We start from the raw sequence: 19,020 nt of genomic DNA, 5'->3' as shown, positions 1-19,020 counted from the left end.
CAGGCCACTTCGTCAGGCCAGCGCGTCAGGCCACCGCGTCAGGCCACCGCGTCAGGCCACCGCATCAGGCCAGTACGTCAGGCCAGCGCAGCCATCGCCTCGCCCAGTCGCACCGGGCCGGCCGGTTGCCAGCCGGGGTTGAAGCAGAGCGTGTCTTTCGGGAACAGCATCACCACGGTGGAGCCCAGCAGGAAGCGGCCCAGCTCAGCCCCCTTTTTGAGCACGATGTTCTGGTCGTCGTATGTCCATTCGGTGACCTTGGGCAGGCGCGGCGGGTTGACCAGGCCGTGCCACACGGTGGCCATGCTGCCGACGATGGTGGCGCCCACCAGCGTCATCACGAACGGGCCGTGGGCCGTGTCGAACACGCATACCACGCGCTCGTTGCGGGCGAACAGGCCGGGGATGCCGCGCGCCGTGGTGGGATTGACCGAGAACAGCTCGCCCGGCACATAGATCATGCGCGTGAGCTTGCCGTCCACCGGCATGTGGATGCGGTGGTAGTCGCGCGGGCTCAGGTACAGGTTGGCGAAGCTGCCATGTTGAAACTTGGCCGCCAGCGCGGCGTCGCCGCCGACCAGCGCGGTGGTCGAAAACTTGTGGCCCTTGGCCTGGAAAATCTGGTCGTCCTCGATGGCTCCGAACTGGCTGATGCGGCCATCGACCGGGCAGATGAACGCGGCATCGGCCAGCGGCCGCGCGTCCGGGCGCAAGGCGCGCGTAAAGAATTCGTTGAAGCTCGGGTAGCTGGCGATGTCCGGATTGAGTGCCTCGCCCATGTTGACGTCGTAACGGCCCACGAACCAGCGGATCAGGCGCGTGGTCATGGCGCCGCCCTTGGCGCCGGCAACACGGCCGGCGAAGTTGGTCAGCGCTCCCTTGGGAAGCAGGTATTGGGGCAAAACGGCAAGGCGGTCGGACACGATGGCATTCCAATAACGAAGAGACGATCGCGCATTATAAACGGATCGCCTCTGTTGTAGCGAAGTCACGCGCCGGTGAGATTTTTACCAAACCCCGTTATGAAATTTCGCCAAACCGGCGCGTGGACGCAACAGTAGTGCCCTAATTCATCAATGTTTAACATGGGCAATGCATAATGACGCATCCCATCGTCTATCTCCTGGTCATCCCATGTCCAAGTCCGTCCTGCGTCCTACCCGGATCGCTGCTGCCGTTTGCTCCATATTCCTTGTCAGCCATGCCGCCCGCGCCGAAGACGCGCCAGCGCCGGCGCCGGTCAAGGCCAACTCCACCAGCGCGCAAGCACCGGTCATGCAGACCGTGATGGTCAAGGGCAGCGCCGCCACCTACGATGCACGGCGCGACGATACCGCCAGCAAGGTGGTAGTGAACAGCGAGGAAATCCAGAAGTACGGCGACACCTCGGTCAACGATGTACTCAAGCGCCTGCCCGGGATTACCGTCGGCGGCGCGGCGGGGCGGGGCGGCGGCGAGATCCGCATGCGCGGCCTCGGTTCCGGCTACACGCAAATCCTGATCAACGGTGAAAAAGCACCGGCCGGCTTTTCCATCGACAACCTGGCGCCGGACGTGATCGAACGCATCGAAGTGCTGCGCGCGGCCAGCGCCGAGTTTTCCACCCAGTCGATTGCCGGTACCATCAATATCGTGCTGAAAAAGACCGTCAAGCTCGACCAGCACGTGGTGAAAGTCAGCGGCGCCAAGGGCAACACGTTCAGCTCGCCCAGCGCCAGCATCCAGTGGTCGGACCGCGACGGCGCGCTGTCGTACTCGATGGGCGCCAACGCCTGGCGCTACCAGTACAACCGCACCACGCCCAGCTACGAGACCGGCACCGATGCCGCTGGCGTGCCCGATGTGGCGCGCGCATCCACCTGGTCCGACCGTGGCCGGTCGGACGGCTTCAACCTGTCGCCGCGCCTGAACTGGGCGCTCGGTGACGGCGACACCCTGACCTGGCAAACTTTTATCAACTACAACACCTTCACCAGCAACAGCCAGAGTTTGACCAGCGTGGAGCTGGCCGCCGACCGTGGCCCCGACTACGACCGCATCGACGGCAGCTTTGGCAGCCACAACGGCTTTGCCCGTACCGACCTCAACTGGGTGAAGCAGTTGGGCGATGGCGCCAAGCTCGACGCCAAGTTCGGCATCAGCGGCAACCGCAATGCGTCCGACGGTTACAACCTGGGCAGCAAGGGCGGTGCAGCGCCCACGCTGGACCGCAAGGTGGTGTCAAAAACCACCGAGCAGGGTTTCAGCAGCCAGGGCAAGTACTCGCGCCCGCTGGTGCTGGGGGCCACCCAGGATGGCGTGGAGGCCCCCGAGCACGCGTTGTCGCTCGGCTGGGACGTGGGCGTGACCGACCGCGACGACACGCGCCGCCAGCGTGAAGCGCCACTGCCCGGCAGCAATCCCGCCAACTTCGACGAGGATTTTTCCGCCCGTATCACCCGCGTGGCAGTGTATGGCCAGGACGAGTGGAACGTCAGCCCGAGCTGGTCGATGTACGCAGGCGTGCGCTGGGAGGGCTACCAGACCGAGATCGACGGCGCTGGCTTTGCATCCGTCAACGAGCGCTCCAGCGTGCTCAGCCCGCTGTTCCAGACCCTGTACAAGCTGCCCAACAAGAAAGATCAACTACGCCTGGCGCTGACCCGCACCTACAAGGCGCCGGCCACCTCCAATATGGTGCCGCGTAATTTCATTTCTGCCAATAACAGCCGGCTTGACCCCGACCGCCGCGGCAACCCGCGCCTGAAACCCGAGGTGGCGCTGGGCCTCGATGCGTCGTTCGAACATTACTGGGGTGACGGCGCCATGCTCAGCGCCAGCGCCTCGCTGCGCCAGATCGACGATTACACGCACAATGTGCTGATGCAGGATGGCGAACGCTGGCTGGCGATGCAGGTCAACGACGGCCGCGCGGAAACCCGGGGCATCGAACTGGAAGCCAAGTTCCCGCTGCGCGCCATGTTCAACGACGTGCCGGCGATCGATGTGCGTGCCAGCGTCAGCCGCAACTGGTCGCGCGTGGACAGCGTGCCGGGACCGGACAACCGGCTCGACCAGCAAGTGCCGCTGAGCGCTACCGTGGGCCTCGACTATAAAAGCGCCGATGGCGAGCTGAGCACCGGCACCAGTTTCAGTTTCCGTAACGGCGGACTGGCGCGGCTGACCGATATCCAGAGCGGATACAACTCGGTGCGCCGCGATCTCGATGTTTATGCGTTGTGGAAAATTGATACCCGCAATAATGTGCGGGTAGCGGTCTCGAATTTACTGGCACAGGATTACTCCACCGAATCCCTGTATGCCGATGCCCAGGGAACCTCGACCCGTTCCACCACCAATGCCGGAGAAACCCAGTTCCGCCTGACGGTCGAGCGCCGGTTTTAACGTCTTGAACCGGGCAGTGCAATGCTGCCCGGTATATCTGTGCGCCGGATAATCGATCCGGCCCTTTAGTCCCTGCCTGCCGATTCAAATCCCTTTATCGATTCGCTGTTGCCATGATACTGGTCGAACCTGCGTTCGATAGACAACGAGATTTGTGGAAAAACTCCGGTTTTATAGCTATATTGGTATTTGTAACGTGCGCCTCTGGAGAAAAGCGCCAAAGTTATGGTAAATTGCGCCTATAAAATTCTCACACATTCTCACTTGTGGTTTTTTAGTGAACAACCCGCCGATAAGAAGGATTTAAGATGACGACCTACCAAGAGTACAAAGCAAAAATCGCCGAGCTGGAAAACCTGGCTGAAAATGCCCGTAAAAACGAAGTCACCAAGGCCAAAGAGCAAATCGCCACCATCATGCGCGATTACGGCCTGACCATTGCCGACCTGGGTACTGTTGCCAAAGTTAAACCAGTCAAAACCCGCGCACCGGTGCCAACCAAATACCGTGACGAAGCCACTGGTCAAACCTGGACCGGCCGTGGCCGTGCCCCGAAATGGCTCGAAGGTAAAGACAAGAACCAATTCCTGATTAAATAATCTGAATCTCCAAAAACCTACTGCGCGTCTCGCTATCGCCTCTCCGTTGCTCAGCGTACATCCGTACGCCTCCGCTACTCGAGACGATAGCAAGCCGCTCGCTACGGTTTTTTGGAGATTCATTATTAGGTATTAGTTTTTGCAAGTTTATTTGCAACCTCTGCTTGCAGTGACAGGCACGCGCTCTTGCCACGCATGGTAATTAACGCGTGCCTTGCATTCCCTCTCGGCATTTACAGCCGTTGCTTTTCTGATGAAAGGCGAACGCGCTGAAACCGGTCGCGGCTGTTTCGTGCGATGATGGCGGCATGGCTTCGATTCCTCTTTTCCCCCTCAATACCACTCTGTTCCCAGACGGGCATTTGCCGTTGCAAGTGTTTGAAGTTCGTTATCTGGACATGGTCAAGCGCTGTATCGAACAAGACGAACAATTCGGCGTGGTTTCCCTGCTTGAAGGCAGCGAAACACGCGTGCCAGATCAGCAAGATACTTTATCCACTGGCGGCACCATGGCCAGGATTACCGAATGGGTTTCTCCGATGCCGGGCCTGTTGCAGATATCGTGCATCGGTACCACGCGTTTCCAGGTGCGTTCCGCGCACCAGTTGAAACATGGTTTATGGATGGCCGATGTCGATAACGTGGCCGAAGATATGGTGGTGCCGGTTCCGGCTGAACAGCAGGACGTGGCCAATGCACTTGGCTCGCTGATCCGCTCGTTGCAAAAAAAACAGATTTCGATTTCCAAAATGCCGCTGTCGCCGCCTTATCGATTAGATGAGGCCGGTTGGGTGGCGAATCGCTGGTGCGAATTACTGCGCTTGCCACAGGAAGAAAAACAGCGCCTGCTGTTGCAGGAAAATCCAGTATTACGCCTGGAGTTAATCCAGGACGTACTCAGCGAAAACGGTTTATTGGACCAGTAGTAAAGAAATATTTAATCGCCTGGATGCACGGTGCCCGCGCTGTCCAGCGCATGCACGCGCACCGACCACATCACGCCTGTCACCAATAACAGCATGGCCGCCACTTCCAGCACGCGCGGCCACTGCTGGTGATAGATAAAACCATAGCCAAGCGCGAACAGCGTTTCAAACAATATCAGCTGGCCCGACAACGTCAGCGGCACCGTGCGGCTGGCGATATTCCATAAATGGTTGCCGATCACGGACGCACCCAGCGCCAGCAATGCATTGACGATCCAGAAGACGGTCCAGTCGCGTCCGCTCGCCACGGCGCCGGCGCCGGTCACGTCGCCATGGAACACAGCCAGCGCCACGGCCGCGATCACCAGCGCGATCAGCCCGCTGGAGACGCCGTACAGCGCCGACCATTCACCGCTGCTGAAATGCGGATTGCGCTTGAGGTAGCGGGCATTGTCCACCGAATACCAGGTCCAGCACAGCAGGGCGCCGACGGCGCACGCCACGCCGGCCAGCTTGACTGCCAGCGTGGCGCCGGCGCCGGCGCTCGTGACCGCATCGTGCGAGAAAACATCGATGTTGATGCAGGCAATCCCGGCCGCGACCAGCAGCAGTGGCCACGCCAGCTGGCGCAGCGGCACGGCGCCGTGGTCCTTGCGGCCCATCAGGGTGACGGTAATCGGCAGCACGCCGATGATCAGCGACGTGGCCGACACGCCCGCCATCTGCACACCGAGCGCCAGCAGCATGTAATAAACGATGTTGCCGGCCAGCGCATGCTTGACCATGGCCGATACATCGGTGCGGTCGAGCCGGCGCAGCAGCGGCGGCAGGCGCCGGTGCAGCAGGCCGGCGGCGATCAGGCCGTAAGCGATATAGCGCCCGCAGGCCATTTCCAGCGGCGTGAACGCGGTAAGGTAGGCGGGCACGATGAACACCATGCCCCACATCGCGCCGGCCAGCAGGCCGCAGAAAACGCCACGCCACATATCAGTAGCCCCAGCACAGCCAGCCGAGGGCGGCAAGGTTGAAGGTTACCGAGATCCAGAACCGGACCTGGAACGAAGTCTTGGCGGTTTTATGGCGCAGCCGGCGCTGGGCCAGCCAGCCACCGGGCCAGCCGCACAGGAACCCGAGCAGCAGCAGAACGCGCTCGGGAATACGGCGCTCGCCGCGCCGGGCGGCAGCCTTGTCGATGGCATACACGATGTAACAGACGGTGCTGGCCACTGCATACACCGAGGCCAGCCACATGGCCAGCAACGGCCACATGGTCAACACGCCGGGCGTGGGCACGCTCAGAAGTACGACAGGCCGAGCGCGGCCTTCACTTCATCGGCGGTTTTGGCCGCCACTTCGCGCGCGCGGAACGTGCCTTCCTTGAGCATTTGCATGATGTAGCCCTTGTCCTGGGCCAGCTCCTCGCGGCGGGCGCGGATCGGCGCCAGCATTTCCTGCAACACCACTTCCAGGCGCTTCTTGACGATCGAGTCGCCCAGGCCGCCACGTACGTAATGCGCTTTCATTTCCGCCAGCTTGTCTTTTTCCGGATCGAAAGCGTCGAGGTAGATGAAGGCGACGTTGCCTTCCAGGTGGCCCGGGTCTTCCACGCGCAGGTGCAGCGGGTCGGTATAGACCTTCTTGACGGCGGCGGTGATCTCGGCGGCAGTGGCGCCCAGGTTGATGGTGTTACCGAGCGATTTGCTCATCTTGGCCTTGCCGTCGGTGCCCGGCAGGCGGCCGATTTCCGGCACCAGCGCCTTGCATTCGACCAGCACGTCGCGGTTGGCGAGGCGGTTGAAACGGCGCACGATTTCATTGGTCTGCTCGATCATCGGGATCTGGTCTTCGCCCACCGGCACGATCGACGCCTTGAAGGCCGAAATGTCGGCCGCCTGCGAAGCAGGGTAGGTGAGGAAGCCGGCCGGGATGTCGCGTTCGAAGCCGCGCAGCACGATCTCGGCCTTGACGGTCGGGTTGCGCTCGAGGCGCGCCACGGTCACCAGGTTCAGGTAATAGAAGGTCAGCTCGGCCAGTTCCGGAATCTGCGACTGGATCAGGATCGTCGATTTGGCCGGGTCGATGCCCACAGCCAGGTAGTCGAGCGCCACTTCCACGACGTTGCGGTGGACCTTGTTGACGTCTTCCATATTGTCGGTCAGCGCTTGCGAGTCGGCCAGCATGATGAATTGCTTGTAGTCGTCCTGGTACGTGACGCGGTTGCGCAGGCTGCCCACGTAGTGGCCCAGGTGCAGCGGGCCGGTCGGACGGTCGCCGGTCAGGATCACGGTCGGACCCTTGGCTGCGGTGGCAGCGTTGGCAGCGGGCGCGGAAGAGATAACTTGGGACTGGTCGGGCTGGTTCATCGGGCAGTATTCCTTGGGTTGCCCAAGTCCGGATCGACGAATAAAAACGCCACCAGACTCGGGCGGCGTTGATAAAAGTATCACATCACTATCGGGAAACAGTGAAATAGTGGCCGCGCTCGCTAGGAGCGGCGCCAATTCAGCAGCAATGTGGTGAAAAAATTCATGGCCGTATGGTTGCAGTTCGGCGCCGGTCTGTCAAGGCCGGTCCGTCGCATGCGGGTGGGTCGTAAAGTAGCGCCGCGCCACCACGATGGCCGCCACCTGCATTGCCGCGCACAGGAAGAAGGTGGCGCCGATGCGCCAGTCTCCCGCTGGTAACTGGCTTACCCGGGCCAGGATGGCGGAACCGAGCAGCGGCATCACGATCACGCCCGCGCTGCTGATCGACTGCAGAGAGCCCATCAACTCGCCCTGTTCATTGGCCGGGGTGGCGCGCGAGACCAGGCTTTGCAGCGCCGGACCGGCGGCAAAGGCCAGCACATTGCATACGATGATGGCGTACATCATCCAGCCCTCGGTGGCCAGGCCATAGGCGAGATAGGCCACCGCGCCGGAGATGATCCCCAGCCGCGCCAGTTTGACTTCGCCCCAGCGCTTGATCAGCACCCCGAGCAGGCCGGCCTGCACCACGGCGGCCGTCAATCCCACGCAAAACAGCGCAAAGCCGTTCTGGCCCGGCGTCCAGTCGAAGCGGAACGTGGTGTACAGCACCCAGGTGGTGTTGAGCATCATCTGGGCGCAGGTGACCAGCGTGAAGGTGATCACCAGGCCACGGATGTCGGTGCGCCGTCCCAGCTTGATCAGGGAGGTGAACGGGTTGAGGCGGGCCTTGTCGAACGGCGGGCGCACGCCCGGCGCCAGCGATTCGGGCACCACCAGGTAGCCGTAGATGAAGTTGGCGGCCGACAGCGCGGCGGCCACGTAGAACGGCAGGTGGATATCGATACCGCCCAGCAGGCCGCCCAGCATCGGGCCGCAGATGAAACCGAGGCCGAACGCCGCGCCCACCTTGCCGAAGCTCTTGGCGCGGTTCTCGGGCGTGGAGATGTCGGAGGCATACGCCGCCGCCACCGACATGCTGGCTGACGACATGCCGCCGATCACGCGGCCGATGAACAGGCAGGCCAGGTTGGGGGCCCAGGCGGTGGCGAGAAAATTGGCGCACATGCCGCCCATCGAATACAGCATCACCGGGCGCCGGCCCACGCGGTCGCTCAAGGCGCCCAGCATGGGCATGAACAGGAACTGCATCAGGCCGAAAGTGGCGCTCATCACGCCGTACCACAGCGACTGTTCGTCGCGCGAGGACGTGAACTGGCCGACCAGCACCGGCAGCACCGGCACGATCAGGCCCACGCCCAGCATGTCGATGAACACGCAGATCAGGATGAAGTTGAGATTAGCCGCCCGTGGCGTGGCTGCCGGCGCCGACACTACGCCCACTCTTCGGCAAAACGGTCGCGAAACGCCAGCAGTTCCGCCAGCCGTTCTTCGCCCAGCTGGCGGCCGGTGGCGGTCTGCATCTTGCCGGGCAGGGTGGCCAGCTTGGTCTCGATATGGTCGAGCGCATAGGCGCGGTCGTCGCGCTCGCGGTGGCGTGCCAGCGGATCATGGCTGTGCGCCAGATTCGATCCCATTCGGCCGGCGATGTAGAACAGCCGCGCCAGGCCTACTGCGCCCAGCGCGTCGAGGCGGTCGGCGTCCTGGACGATCTGCGCCTCGATGGTGTGGGCGGGCAGGGCGGCGGAAAAGCTGTGACACTCGATGGCGTGCGCCACGGCGGCCAGCCGCTCGGCCGGAAAATCGCGCTCAGCCAGCTCGCGCGTGGCCAGTGCGGCGGCCTGGCGCGAGGCCAGGTGGCGCTCGGGATGGTTCTTGGGCAGGTTGACCAGGTCGTGCAGGTAGCAGGCGGCCAGCACCACCAGTGCGTCCGCTTCTTCATGCCGGGCCAGCAGCAGGGTGGCGTTGCGCCACACCCGGTGCAGGTGATTGATATCGTGCGCGCCGTCGTCGTCCTGCCCGGCGGTGGCCAGGGCGATCAGGCGTGGCTGCCAGTAGTCGAGCAAGCTGTCCATGAGACTCCACAATCAAACCGCCATCATACCTTGCCCAAGCACTATTTTCGTGCGGTGGGGAGGTTTACGAGTGAATAGTTGATGCTTGGAAACTTGACTTGAGGTAACATTAGGCCATATTTTTAGTGAAGGATTACCGCAATGAACAGCAACGTCACCGAAATGCACGCCAATTCCCCTGCCGGCGAGTTTCTTGCATTTACCCTGGGCCAGGAAGAATACGGCATCGATATCCAGAAAGTCAGCGAGATCCGCAGCTACGAAACCCCGACCCGCATCGCCAATGCGCCGGAATTCGTCAAGGGCGTGGTCAACCTGCGCGGCATCATCGTGCCGATCGTCGACATGCGCATCAAGTTCAACCTGGGCACGCCGAGCTACGACCAGTTCACGGTCGTCATCATCCTCAATATCGGCCACCGCGTGGTGGGCATGGTGGTTGACCGCGTGTCGGACGTGACCACGCTGACCCACGAGCAGATCAAGCCGGCCCCGGAAATCGGTTCGGCCATCAACACCGACCACATCGTGGGCCTGGGCACCATTGAAGATCGCATGCTGATCCTGGTCGATATCGACAAGCTGATGTCCAGCGAAGACATGGGCTTGATTGAGAAGACGGCCATGGCAGCCTAGAAAACTCGCGAACCTACTGCGCCTCGCTACGGTTCTCGATGTTTTCTAAATGTATTGCCGATGCTGGCATCCGTTGCAGATTGTTTTTGAACCAAGAGGCAAGAATGAATATGTTGGCGAATATCAGTATCGGCAAGCGCCTGGCGCTGGGGTTTACGGTCATCCTGGCGTTTGCCATGGTGATCACCGGCATCGGCGTGTGGCGCCTGCAAGGCGTGGCGTCGGCCACGGCCGACATGATGCAGGTGCCGCTGGCCAAGGAGCGCATGATCGGCGATTGGTCCAGTAACATTGATAGCGCTATCAAGCGTACCACGGCAATTGCCCGCAGCACCGACGCCAGCCTGGCGACGTATTTTGCCGATGAAGCGAAGGCGTCATCGGCGCGCTCGTCCGAATACCAGAAGAAGATCGAAGAACTGATCACCGAACCGGACGAGAAGGAACTGTTCGCCCGTATCGGCGCGCAGCGCAAGATCTACCTGTCTTCGCGCGATGAACTGAGCAAGTTCAAGGCAGCTGGCGACCTGGAACAGGCGCAGCGCGTGTTCGATACCGTGTTCGTCCCCGGCACCGCAAAGTACCAGGCCCTGATCGCCGATCTGCTCAAGATGCAGCGCGCCCGGATCGACGCCACTGCCGCCCACATCGACGCCGTGGCCGACAGCAGCCGCAACCTGCTGCTGGTGCTGGCGGCGTTGATGCTGGCCTTCGGCGTGCTGTGCGCCTGGCTGCTCACGTCCGGCATTACCGGGCCGCTGCGCGCGGCCGTGGTGGCGGCCCGCCGCGTGGCCGGCGGCGATCTCACCGGCCACATCGATGATCGAGGCACCGACGAAACGTCACAACTGCTGGGCGCACTGAAAGAGATGAACGCCAGCCTGCTGGGCATCGTCACCGAGGTGCGCAGCGGTACCGACCATATCACCACGTCGTCCACCGAAATCGCCGAGGGCAACCAGGACCTGTCGCGCCGCACCGAGCAGCAGGCTGGCGCGCTGGAAGAAACCGCGTCGTCGATGGAGGAGCTGACGTCCGCTGTCAAACACAATGCCGACAACGCGCGCCAGGCCAACCAGTTGGCGGCATCGGCGTCGCAGGTGGCGGTGAAGGGCGGGCAGGTGGTGTCGCAGGTGGTGGATACCATGGATTCGATCAATCAGTCGTCGCGCCGCATTGTCGATATCATTGCCGTCATCGACGGCATCGCGTTCCAGACCAATATCCTGGCCCTGAACGCTGCCGTGGAAGCGGCGCGCGCCGGCGAGCAGGGACGCGGCTTCGCGGTGGTAGCGTCGGAAGTGCGCAACCTGGCGCAGCGCTCGGCGTCGGCCGCGAAAGAAATCAAGCAACTGATCGGCGACTCGGTGGACAAGGTCAACCAGGGCAGCAAGCTGGTGGCCGATGCGGGCGCCACGATGGACGAAATCGTCAGCAGCGTGGCGCGCGTGAGCGACATCATCACCGAAATCACCGCCGCCACCACCGAGCAAAGCGCCGGCATCAACGAAGTCAACCAGGCCATCGGCTCGATGGACGCCGTGACCCAGCAGAACGCCGCGCTGGTCGAGCAGGCCGCCGCTGCGGCGGAATCGATGCAGCAGCAGGCGGCCGTGCTGGCGCAGGCGGTCGCGGTGTTCAAGGTGGAAGGAATGGCGTACCAGTCGCGCCCGGGCGCCAAGCCGCGCAAGGCGGCGTTGCAGATCACTTAGAAGCTATCCCGGCAGGGAATGAGGCGCTGCTTGCGCGCCTCGACAGCGGGGCCGGCGTTGCTCGTCATCGCATGGCCTGCCATGCTTCTTGCCCGCGCCTTGCCGCCGCCACCGAGACATTGCAATCGGCTGCCTCCTCCTTGTTGCGACAGACCCTCAGTCTTCTTCCTCGGCCGGCGATTGTTCGATAGCCTGCTGCGACAGGCGGTCGGCGTCGCCGTTGCGGTGGCGCGGCACCCAGTGCAGGCGGCTGGTGCTTACTTTTTCCATCAGCGCCAGCACGCGGGCGCGGTGCTCTTCCAGGCCGCTTGCGCCGGTCGCTTCACCTCCCGCATTGACATCGTTGACCACCACCTGGCTGTCGCCGTGCAGCAGCAGGTCGTGCGCGCCTGCGTCCACGGCCGCTTCCAGCAGCGCGGTCAGGGCCAGGTATTCGGCCTCGCCGCTGTTGCCGTGGCCGGCGCGGCGGCTGATCTCGATGCGTTCGCCGCCAGGACCGCACAGCAGGGCGCCGATGCCGATGCGGCCCGGATTGGGGTGAGCGGAGCCGTCGAACCAGCCGCGCCAGCGGTCCTGCGGCGGCGCCAGTTGCGCCTTGCGCTGCGCCAGCTGGTCGGCCTGCTGTGCGCGGCGCGCGGCGCGGCGGTCCTCGTCCAGCTGTCTTGCTTGCGCACGCATGGTCAGCAGCGCCGCCAGATCGGTCAGCCCGCCCTGGCTTGCCGCCAGCGTCAGTATCTGGTGCAGCGCCTGTGCTTCGGTGAGGTGCGCGCGCGCGGCCAAACGGCGCGCGGCCACGCGCTCGCCGTGGAAGGCGGCCGTGGCCAGCGTTTCAAACTCGTCAGGTTGCTGCATCAATGTCATCAATTACGGCGAGGATTGTCGGGACGGTTGTCGTGGCGGTTGGGAACGCCGTCGCCATCGCGGTCGCGGTCATAGCGGTTCGGCACGCCGTCGTGATCGCGGTCGCCGCGGCCCCGGTTGTCTCCGCGATGATCGCCGCGATGGTCGTTGCGGTGGTCGCGGCGATCGTCACGGTAGTGGCCCCGGTTGTCGTGGTGGTCGTAGCGGTTGGGGATGCCGTCATGATCGCGGTCGCCGTTAGGGCCACGGTTCCAGCGGGCTTGTTCTCGGTACCAGCGGCCCTGGCGTTGCACCCAGTGCGGCTGCGAATAGACGTAACCAGGACGTACGGCCACCCAGTCGCCGCCGATCCATACGTGGCGGTTGCTGCGCCAGTCCCAGTAGCCGGGCGACCAGATGTAGCCGCTGCGCGGTGGCGGCACGCGCTCGTAGCGCAACGGTGGCGGCGCCTGGCCGATCACCACGCTTACGCCCACCTGGGCAGAGGCGATCGTGGGAGTAAAGGCCGCGGCGCTCAAGGCCAGCAGGGCGGCGGCGAAAACGGTGTGCGAGCGTGTGGTCATGATGTGTCTCCGGTTTGCAGATGAATCCAATATAGCAAGCGCGATATTGAGCACCGCTGATTGATGCAACTTTTTACATATGACACAAAGTCAGGGCGGAATTGTAAGCGACACGCCACTTTTCGTCTTCCCCCTGCTAAACCGCGCTGTCACCCATTGAACCCGAGAGCCGGATGCCACGATTATTCAGCCAGTTTTTGCAGGCGTTGACCGAGCGCCGCCGCGCGCGTCGCCGCCAGGCCAACCTGCGCACCGGCGATCGGCTGCGCGCGCGGCCGCAACTTGCGCTGGTGGCTACCCGCGCTGCCGCCGTGGCGCTGCCATCAAGCCGCTCCGCGTGGCTGTGGACCACGTTGGCCGTGTTGCTGGCGTTAGCCGGCGGCGCGCTGATCGTTGGCCACGCGCGCCACCTGGGCGCTGCCGCTCCGGCACGCTCGACGCAGCCGGTCGATACCCTGCGCACCGCCTTGCCCGGCGCCGTATTCACCGTGCCGGACAGCTCTGGCGCCACCACCAGCCTGCATGCCGACGGCGCGCTGCTGGTATTGGCCGGCATGGAGGCGGCGCCGGTGGTGCGGGTGGATTTGTGCAGCCAATTACGCAGTCCCGCTCATCCTGGCGATGCGCGCCTGCTGCCGCTGCGCCTGGGTGAACGGTTTGCCGATGTCGAGCGCCAGGTGGCCGACAATCTGGCGTCGGGCACGCCTGCGGCGCTGCGCAATGTGCTGCTGGTATCCGACAGCGGCGCCGGCCTCGACGCCATGCCGCAAGTGCGTATCGAAGGCAATGCCCGCGCCGATTTCGCCGATCCGCTGGCCGAACCGTTGAACCTTTCGTGGCGCAGCCGCCAGGGCCAGGCGCGCTGGATCGGCGACGCCAGCCTGGGCCAGGTGGAGCAGGGCGCGTCCGGCCAGGTCGCGTTGCGCCGGCAGGGCTGGTTGCTGTGGGGCGCAGCCTCGGCGCTGCGGCTCGAGCGGCGCGCCAATGTGCTGTGTCCGCGCGCAGGAGAACTGCTGGTGCAATTGTACCGGCGCGCCGCGCCTGCGGCTGTCGATGCGGCCACTGCGCTGGTAGTGGCTTTTCCCGCGCGCGGCGCTGCGGTGCGCACGCGTCTCGCTCCCGGCAGTTACCGGGTACCCGCCGGCGCTGCGCCGGTACTGGAAGACCAGGCCCTGTTTGGCTCCCTGCAAGCAGCCGGTCTGCTGCGGCTGACTGCCGCCGGCGTGATCGAATTGGCGCCACGCGACTTGCCGCAATGGCTGGCCGCCAGGCCCGCAGATCGCGTGGCGCAGCCGGACGACTGGGGCCATATCCCGCCCGGAGCCACTACCGATAAACTGTTCAAGCGCTTGTACTACCAGGCCGACGGCGCCTATGTGCGGCAGCAGGTCGATATCTTCAACGGCGAACGGCGCTTGCTGGCATGGCGTCTGCGTGGCGATTCCTCTGCGGCGCTGGAGTGGCGCGCCAGTGTGGATAGTGGCGGGCGGGGTGGCAGCAGCGGCGACAGCGGCCCGGTGATGGTCGCGACCACCACGCGCATGCCGGTGGCAGCTGCGCGCCTGTTCGCTACCTTGCCGCAAGGTTGGCAGCCGTGGACGCGGGTGGCACGCTGGCCGGCTGCTGGCGAAGGTAGTGCTGGCGGCAATGGCAACGGTAACCGCAACGGTAGCGGCAACGGCAACGGCAACGGCAAAGAAGGCAATGCGGGCAACGTCGCCAGCTTCGGCAATGAGGGTCACGTCGGTATCAACGGCATCAACGGCATCAACGGCAGTAGCGGCGACATCGGCAGGGTTGGCAATGTCGGCAACGATGTTCAGGCTGGCGGCGATGGCATAGGCAGCGACAGCGACAGCAACCGCAACGGTAACGGTAAAGGAGGTAGCAACGACAAGCAGGCGCCGCTGGTTCGGCTGGCCGCGAACTTGCCGCAAGCGGCGGCTGGCGGCGAGGTGTTGCGCCTGCTAGTAGCGGGCACGGTGGTCGGTGGCAGCGGCGCTGCCATGCGCGCTGTTCCCGCCTGCACCGGACGCGCCTGCACTGGACCCGATGATGTACAGGAAGTGTCGCTGACCTTGCACGCCGGCGTGCGCGAGGTGACGGTCAACGTGCGGCCGCTGGCCTTCAGCGCACCGGACGACGAGCAGTATCGTCACCTGCGCCTGGCCGGCGACAAGCTGGTATGGCAGCCTTTGGCCGGCGGTACGTCGGCGCCGGTCGCGGCACCGTCGCCGGTGCGGCTGGCGGACCGCCACGGCGAGCCCCTGTGGAACGATGGCGCGCCCACCGAAGCTGCCAGCGCCGCCGGCCTGGCGCCGTTGCTCGGGCTTGGCCCGGAACACGCCAGCAGCGTGGCCGGCATGCTGGCCCGGTTGCCGACGGCCGGGGCGCCCGTCGCAGCCACGCTGACGCTCGACCTGCCGTTGCAGGCGCTGAGCCAGCACATCCTCGAATGCGTGGGCATGCGCCAGGGCCGCTGGACCGGCGCCGGCTGCGCGGGCGGGCCGGTGGCACAGCCTACACCGCAAGCGCGGCGCGCCGGCCTGGTTATCCTCGACACCGAAACCGGCGACGTGCTGGCAGCGGCCGGCGCCGGCGGCGGCGAGGTCAATGCCGCCAACTGGACCGAAGCGCGCGACCACGACCGCACCAATCCCGCCCGCAGCGCCCTGCGTTTGCCAGCCTTGCAGCACGACGGCGGCGCCCACCAGAGTCCCGGTTCCACGTTCAAGGTGATCAGCGCGCTGGGGCTGGAAATGGCAGCGCAAAAGGATCGCCAGCTCGATGCGCTGCTGGCCGGCCTGCCGCTGCCAACCATCAATGCACTGGCGCGCCAGCGCGGCTTCGGCTTTCAGACCGGCGCGCCCACGTATCCGCAGGAACCCCGGCAAGCGCGCATCACCAACTACCGCGAGCAGGGCCTGGACCGGCGCGCGCAGGACGGCCGGCTGGGACTGGCGCAGGCGCTGACCTACAGCCTCAATACCTGGTTCGCCTGGACCGGCGAGTTGAGCGACCGCAGCCTGTTCGGCCGGCCCGACGGCGGCGCGCCCGGCGTGCAGGCGCTCGACGCCGACGCGCTCGACACCGTACGGCCCATCGTCGCGGCGGCGCACCGGCTCGGCTTCGAGCAACCGGTGCGACTCGATGGCGGCCTGCTGCCATCGGACTTCGACTGGCGCACCTGGGATGCCCTGCAAGCCACGCCGGCCCATATTGACACCATCCACACCCGCCACGAACTGCGCCAGATGGCGATCGGCCTGCGCATGCAGGTCACGCCGCTGCACATGGCGCTGGCCTCGGCGGCGGTGGGGCAGGGCCGGCTGGTCGTGCCCCGGCTGCTGCTCGATCTCGACGGCCATCACGGTAAGGTTCCTGCCATGACGTCCACCGGCGTACGGCTCGACCGCATCCGCGCCGGCATGAAGGGCGTGGTCGATGCGGGCACCGGCGCCGGGGCATTCGGCGGCCCCGCGCTGGCCGCCGTGCGCCCCGGCCTGTATGGCAAGACCGGCACGGCACCCACCGGCGATGACACTGCCACCGTGTGGTTCACCGGCTGGCTGGAACCGGGCACTTTGCCTGGACAGGCCCACCGGCTGGCGTTTGCGGCTTTTGTGAGCCACTCGGACAGCACCGGCGGCGGCCATGCGGCGCCGGTGGTGGCGGCCGTGCTGGCTACCCTGGCGGGGCAGAACGCCGAACAGAGGGGAAAATAGCCTTGTAAACGCGATAATGGCGCGACCTGGCTGTGGCATGATGATCGGGCGCGCGGGTGTCAATCCGGCTGCGCTTTTCGATTGATTATCCACGACAGGACTGTATGCGTTTGCCAGGAACCCGGTACCAGGAGCACGGCTGGGAACAAGTGCGCAAGCTGCTTGGGCTGTGCTCCCTGCAGGCGTTCCGCCGGCTCGACCTGGCGCTGGTGCTCGACCCGGCGCAGCACGGCGTTTTGCTCGATGCTTACACCGGGGCGCTGGCGGCGGACCTGCGCGCGCAGGCCCGCTCCGCGCGCGGCGAGATGGATGGCAACAGCTACGGCGAGACCGTGGCCGAACTGGCCCTGGCACTGGCTTTCGAATTGCAGGCATACCCGGCGTTCTGGGACGCGTTTGTCGCCACGCTGGTCGCCGAGCATGGCCGCAGCGGCGACTTCTGGTGCGACCCCGCCGCCGAAGGCGTGCTGCGCAAGAAAGTCAACGATATGTATGCCGGCCTGCGCGACCGGGTGGACGCCGACAACTACATCGTTGCCACGGGACGCGACTGCTCGCCCAACAAAATCTATACTTACCGCATGCTGGACACGGCCTACCGCGACATTGCCCGCCTGTTCGCTGACTGGCATGATCATCGCGCCCAGGTCGGCGCCATCCTGGGCCGCGCGCTCGACGCGATGCCGATCGAAGCGCGGCAAATGAAGTCCATCGCCGGCTGCAAGCCCGAATGGATTGTCAACTGGAGCGCGTCGCTGGAGGAATACGGCGGCGCCCCGGGGCCGCTGCACACCCGCTCGAAGCGCTTCGCCAGCCTGAAAAACAGCCCGGACAAGATCGGCGCGATGCTGCTGGAGATCGGCGACTACGAGGAGCTGTCGTCCAATCTGGACCACGCCGAAGGCTGGCAGGGCGCAGCCGGCGAGGCCGCAGCCTGGCTGGAGGACTACTGGCGCGTGATGGGCGACTCGGCCGCGCATGAAGCCGGGGGCGGGGTGTTCGACGAGGACCGCCTTGTGCCTGCACCTCCCCAATCGGACGAAGAAGAACTGAACGACGCCGGGGATCGGCACGACGACACCCCGGAACCCATGCCGCCCGATCCGGTGCAGCAGGCCGCCGAACAGCAACTGGCCACCGGCCTTTCCCTGCCCCCCCGCTACATGGAACTGGCGCGCGGCGCGCAGGCGGCGGGCAGCCGGTTGCTGCGGATACTGAGCGAGGAATCGCTGCCGATCCGGCTGGCCGTGTACCAGAAACTGCTGGGCGCCACCGACGACACGTACCCGGACGCCTGGTGCGATCCGGCGACGGGCGAACTGCCCACGCTGGCGCAATTGGCGGCGCTCGACGGCATTTCCATGCCCACCCTGCGCAAGCGCCGCGACCAGGCCATCGACAAGCTGCGCGCAGCCAGTGTATTGAACGCCACGCCGACGCAATGAAGGAGAACGAGTTGACCTCACATGATGATCAGGAAGCGCTGGCGCTGCGCCTGCAGGAGCGCGCGCTGCTAACGCCGGCAAGCAGCCCGGCGCGCGACCGCCTAGTGCTGGCCGACGCCACGCTGCTGGCAGCGCTGGCCGGCACCCGCCTGCTCACGCCCAACGAGCGCACGGCGCTGGCCGCCTCGCCGCTCACGCTGCGGCGGTTTCGCCAGTTGTCGCTGCAAGGCAGAGCGGCAGGTTGGTCAGCAAGCGCCAAGTCGAGCGATCACGCCAACTCGAACGCCCTTGGCGGGAACACCAGCACCTCCGCGACAACCAAAGCCGCCAGCGCCAATGCGACCAGCAAATCGACAGCCCCTGTCGCCGCCAACGATGCCGACTGGTCCGGCAGCGCCGGCATGCTGCGCGCGGCATCCACTGCGGCTGATGCACTGGCCTCCTTGGTCACCGACGACAATTGCTGGACCCTGCATTTCGTGGCGCAGGATGGCGGCTGGCAGGTGATCCTGGCGCTGTCGGCACAGGCGCCGTTCGCCGCGCGCCTGCTTGGCGAACAACCGCTGCTGCGCGTGATCGACGGCAGCGGCGCGACCGTGCTGCAAGGCCGACTCGACGCCGACGGCGAATGCGAGTGCGCCTGGCCGTTCGCCACCGCCCCGGCGCCGCATTTCCAGCTGCACGGCGCCAACTTCACAGTACAGCCGGCGCCACCGGCGGCGTTGTAG

The 19,020-nt window shown here is 65.0% G+C and carries 16 protein-coding genes; 8 read left to right on the top strand and 8 right to left on the bottom strand.

Going from position 1 to position 19,020, the window contains the following annotated elements; translation table 11 throughout:
* Window positions 1–77 precede the first annotated feature (77 nt).
* Entirely contained in the window at window positions 78–923 is an 846-nt protein-coding gene (asd, locus tag F8197_RS13380; RefSeq protein ID WP_373996869.1) for an archaetidylserine decarboxylase, read from the bottom strand.
* 211 nt (window positions 924–1,134) lie between these two features.
* Here asd and F8197_RS13375 point away from each other — a divergent pair, with 211 nt between their 5' ends.
* The 3 genes from F8197_RS13375 to F8197_RS13365 all read left to right on the top strand — a co-directional run bounded on the left by F8197_RS13375 (window position 1,135) and on the right by F8197_RS13365 (window position 4,909).
* The gene (locus F8197_RS13375) at window positions 1,135–3,384 is read left to right on the top strand and encodes a TonB-dependent siderophore receptor (protein WP_227012234.1); all 2,250 of its coding nucleotides are present in this window, start codon (window positions 1,135–1,137) and stop codon (window positions 3,382–3,384) included.
* A 308-nt stretch (window positions 3,385–3,692) separates the two neighbouring features.
* Window positions 3,693–3,983: an H-NS family nucleoid-associated regulatory protein gene (locus F8197_RS13370; RefSeq protein WP_019922509.1), complete on the top strand. Its 291-nt coding sequence runs from the start codon at window positions 3,693–3,695 to the stop codon at window positions 3,981–3,983.
* A 308-nt stretch (window positions 3,984–4,291) separates the two neighbouring features.
* Window positions 4,292–4,909, top strand: a complete 618-nt coding sequence (locus tag F8197_RS13365; RefSeq protein WP_152882266.1) for an LON peptidase substrate-binding domain-containing protein — start codon at window positions 4,292–4,294, stop codon at window positions 4,907–4,909.
* A gap of 11 nt (window positions 4,910–4,920) precedes the next feature.
* Here F8197_RS13365 and F8197_RS13360 read toward each other — a convergent pair whose 3' ends face one another.
* From F8197_RS13360 to F8197_RS13340, 5 genes are all read right to left on the bottom strand, one after another.
* Entirely contained in the window at window positions 4,921–5,895 is a 975-nt protein-coding gene (locus F8197_RS13360; RefSeq protein ID WP_152882265.1) for a DMT family transporter, read from the bottom strand.
* Window position 5,896: 1 nt separating this feature from the next.
* Complete coding sequence (locus F8197_RS13355; RefSeq protein WP_152882264.1) at window positions 5,897–6,178, bottom strand: DUF1294 domain-containing protein; 282 nt, start codon at window positions 6,176–6,178, stop codon at window positions 5,897–5,899.
* A gap of 26 nt (window positions 6,179–6,204) precedes the next feature.
* A complete protein-coding gene (gene trpS, locus F8197_RS13350; RefSeq protein WP_019922513.1) occupies window positions 6,205–7,272 on the bottom strand; it encodes a tryptophan--tRNA ligase in 1,068 nt (355 codons plus the stop codon).
* Between the two features lie 198 nt (window positions 7,273–7,470).
* Complete coding sequence (locus tag F8197_RS13345; RefSeq protein ID WP_373996868.1) at window positions 7,471–8,718, bottom strand: TCR/Tet family MFS transporter; 1,248 nt, start codon at window positions 8,716–8,718, stop codon at window positions 7,471–7,473.
* On the bottom strand, window positions 8,709–9,350 hold the full coding sequence (locus F8197_RS13340) for an HD domain-containing protein (RefSeq protein WP_152882263.1): 642 nt from the start codon (window positions 9,348–9,350) through the stop codon (window positions 8,709–8,711). Before F8197_RS13340 ends, F8197_RS13345 begins: the two co-directional genes overlap by 10 nt.
* A 141-nt stretch (window positions 9,351–9,491) precedes the next feature.
* On the opposite strand from F8197_RS13340, the gene F8197_RS13335 reads away from it, so the two are divergent.
* Complete coding sequence (locus F8197_RS13335) at window positions 9,492–9,986, top strand: chemotaxis protein CheW (RefSeq protein ID WP_019922516.1); 495 nt, start codon at window positions 9,492–9,494, stop codon at window positions 9,984–9,986.
* 104 nt (window positions 9,987–10,090) lie between these two features.
* On the top strand, window positions 10,091–11,698 hold the full coding sequence (locus F8197_RS13330; protein ID WP_152882262.1) for a methyl-accepting chemotaxis protein: 1,608 nt from the start codon (window positions 10,091–10,093) through the stop codon (window positions 11,696–11,698).
* A gap of 156 nt (window positions 11,699–11,854) precedes the next feature.
* Here the strand turns inward: F8197_RS13330 and F8197_RS13325 are convergent, their stop codons facing one another.
* Window positions 11,855–12,550 (bottom strand): ribonuclease HI family protein, encoded by a 696-nt coding sequence (locus F8197_RS13325; protein ID WP_308937344.1) that lies wholly within the window; start codon window positions 12,548–12,550, stop codon window positions 11,855–11,857.
* A gap of 8 nt (window positions 12,551–12,558) precedes the next feature.
* On the bottom strand, window positions 12,559–13,122 hold the full coding sequence (locus F8197_RS13320) for a YXWGXW repeat-containing protein (RefSeq protein ID WP_152882260.1): 564 nt from the start codon (window positions 13,120–13,122) through the stop codon (window positions 12,559–12,561).
* 173 nt (window positions 13,123–13,295) lie between these two features.
* Between F8197_RS13320 and F8197_RS28890 the strand changes: the two genes are divergently transcribed.
* From F8197_RS28890 to F8197_RS13305, 3 genes are all read left to right on the top strand, one after another.
* Window positions 13,296–16,847 carry a penicillin-binding transpeptidase domain-containing protein gene (locus tag F8197_RS28890; protein WP_227012233.1) on the top strand — a complete coding sequence of 1,184 codons (3,552 nt, stop codon included), beginning with the start codon at window positions 13,296–13,298 and terminating at the stop codon, window positions 16,845–16,847.
* Window positions 16,848–16,951: 104 nt separating this feature from the next.
* On the top strand, window positions 16,952–18,292 hold the full coding sequence (locus F8197_RS13310; protein ID WP_152882259.1) for a hypothetical protein: 1,341 nt from the start codon (window positions 16,952–16,954) through the stop codon (window positions 18,290–18,292).
* Complete coding sequence (locus F8197_RS13305) at window positions 18,289–19,020, top strand: hypothetical protein (protein WP_152882258.1); 732 nt, start codon at window positions 18,289–18,291, stop codon at window positions 19,018–19,020. Before F8197_RS13310 ends, F8197_RS13305 begins: the two co-directional genes overlap by 4 nt.

It is taken from the genome of Duganella sp. FT27W (genome assembly GCF_009295655.1).
GTDB classification, from domain to species: domain Bacteria; phylum Pseudomonadota; class Gammaproteobacteria; order Burkholderiales; family Burkholderiaceae_D; genus Rugamonas; species Rugamonas zoogloeoides.
Note: the sequence above shows the minus strand (reverse complement) of the source record. Positions and strands in the feature narration are given on the sequence as shown.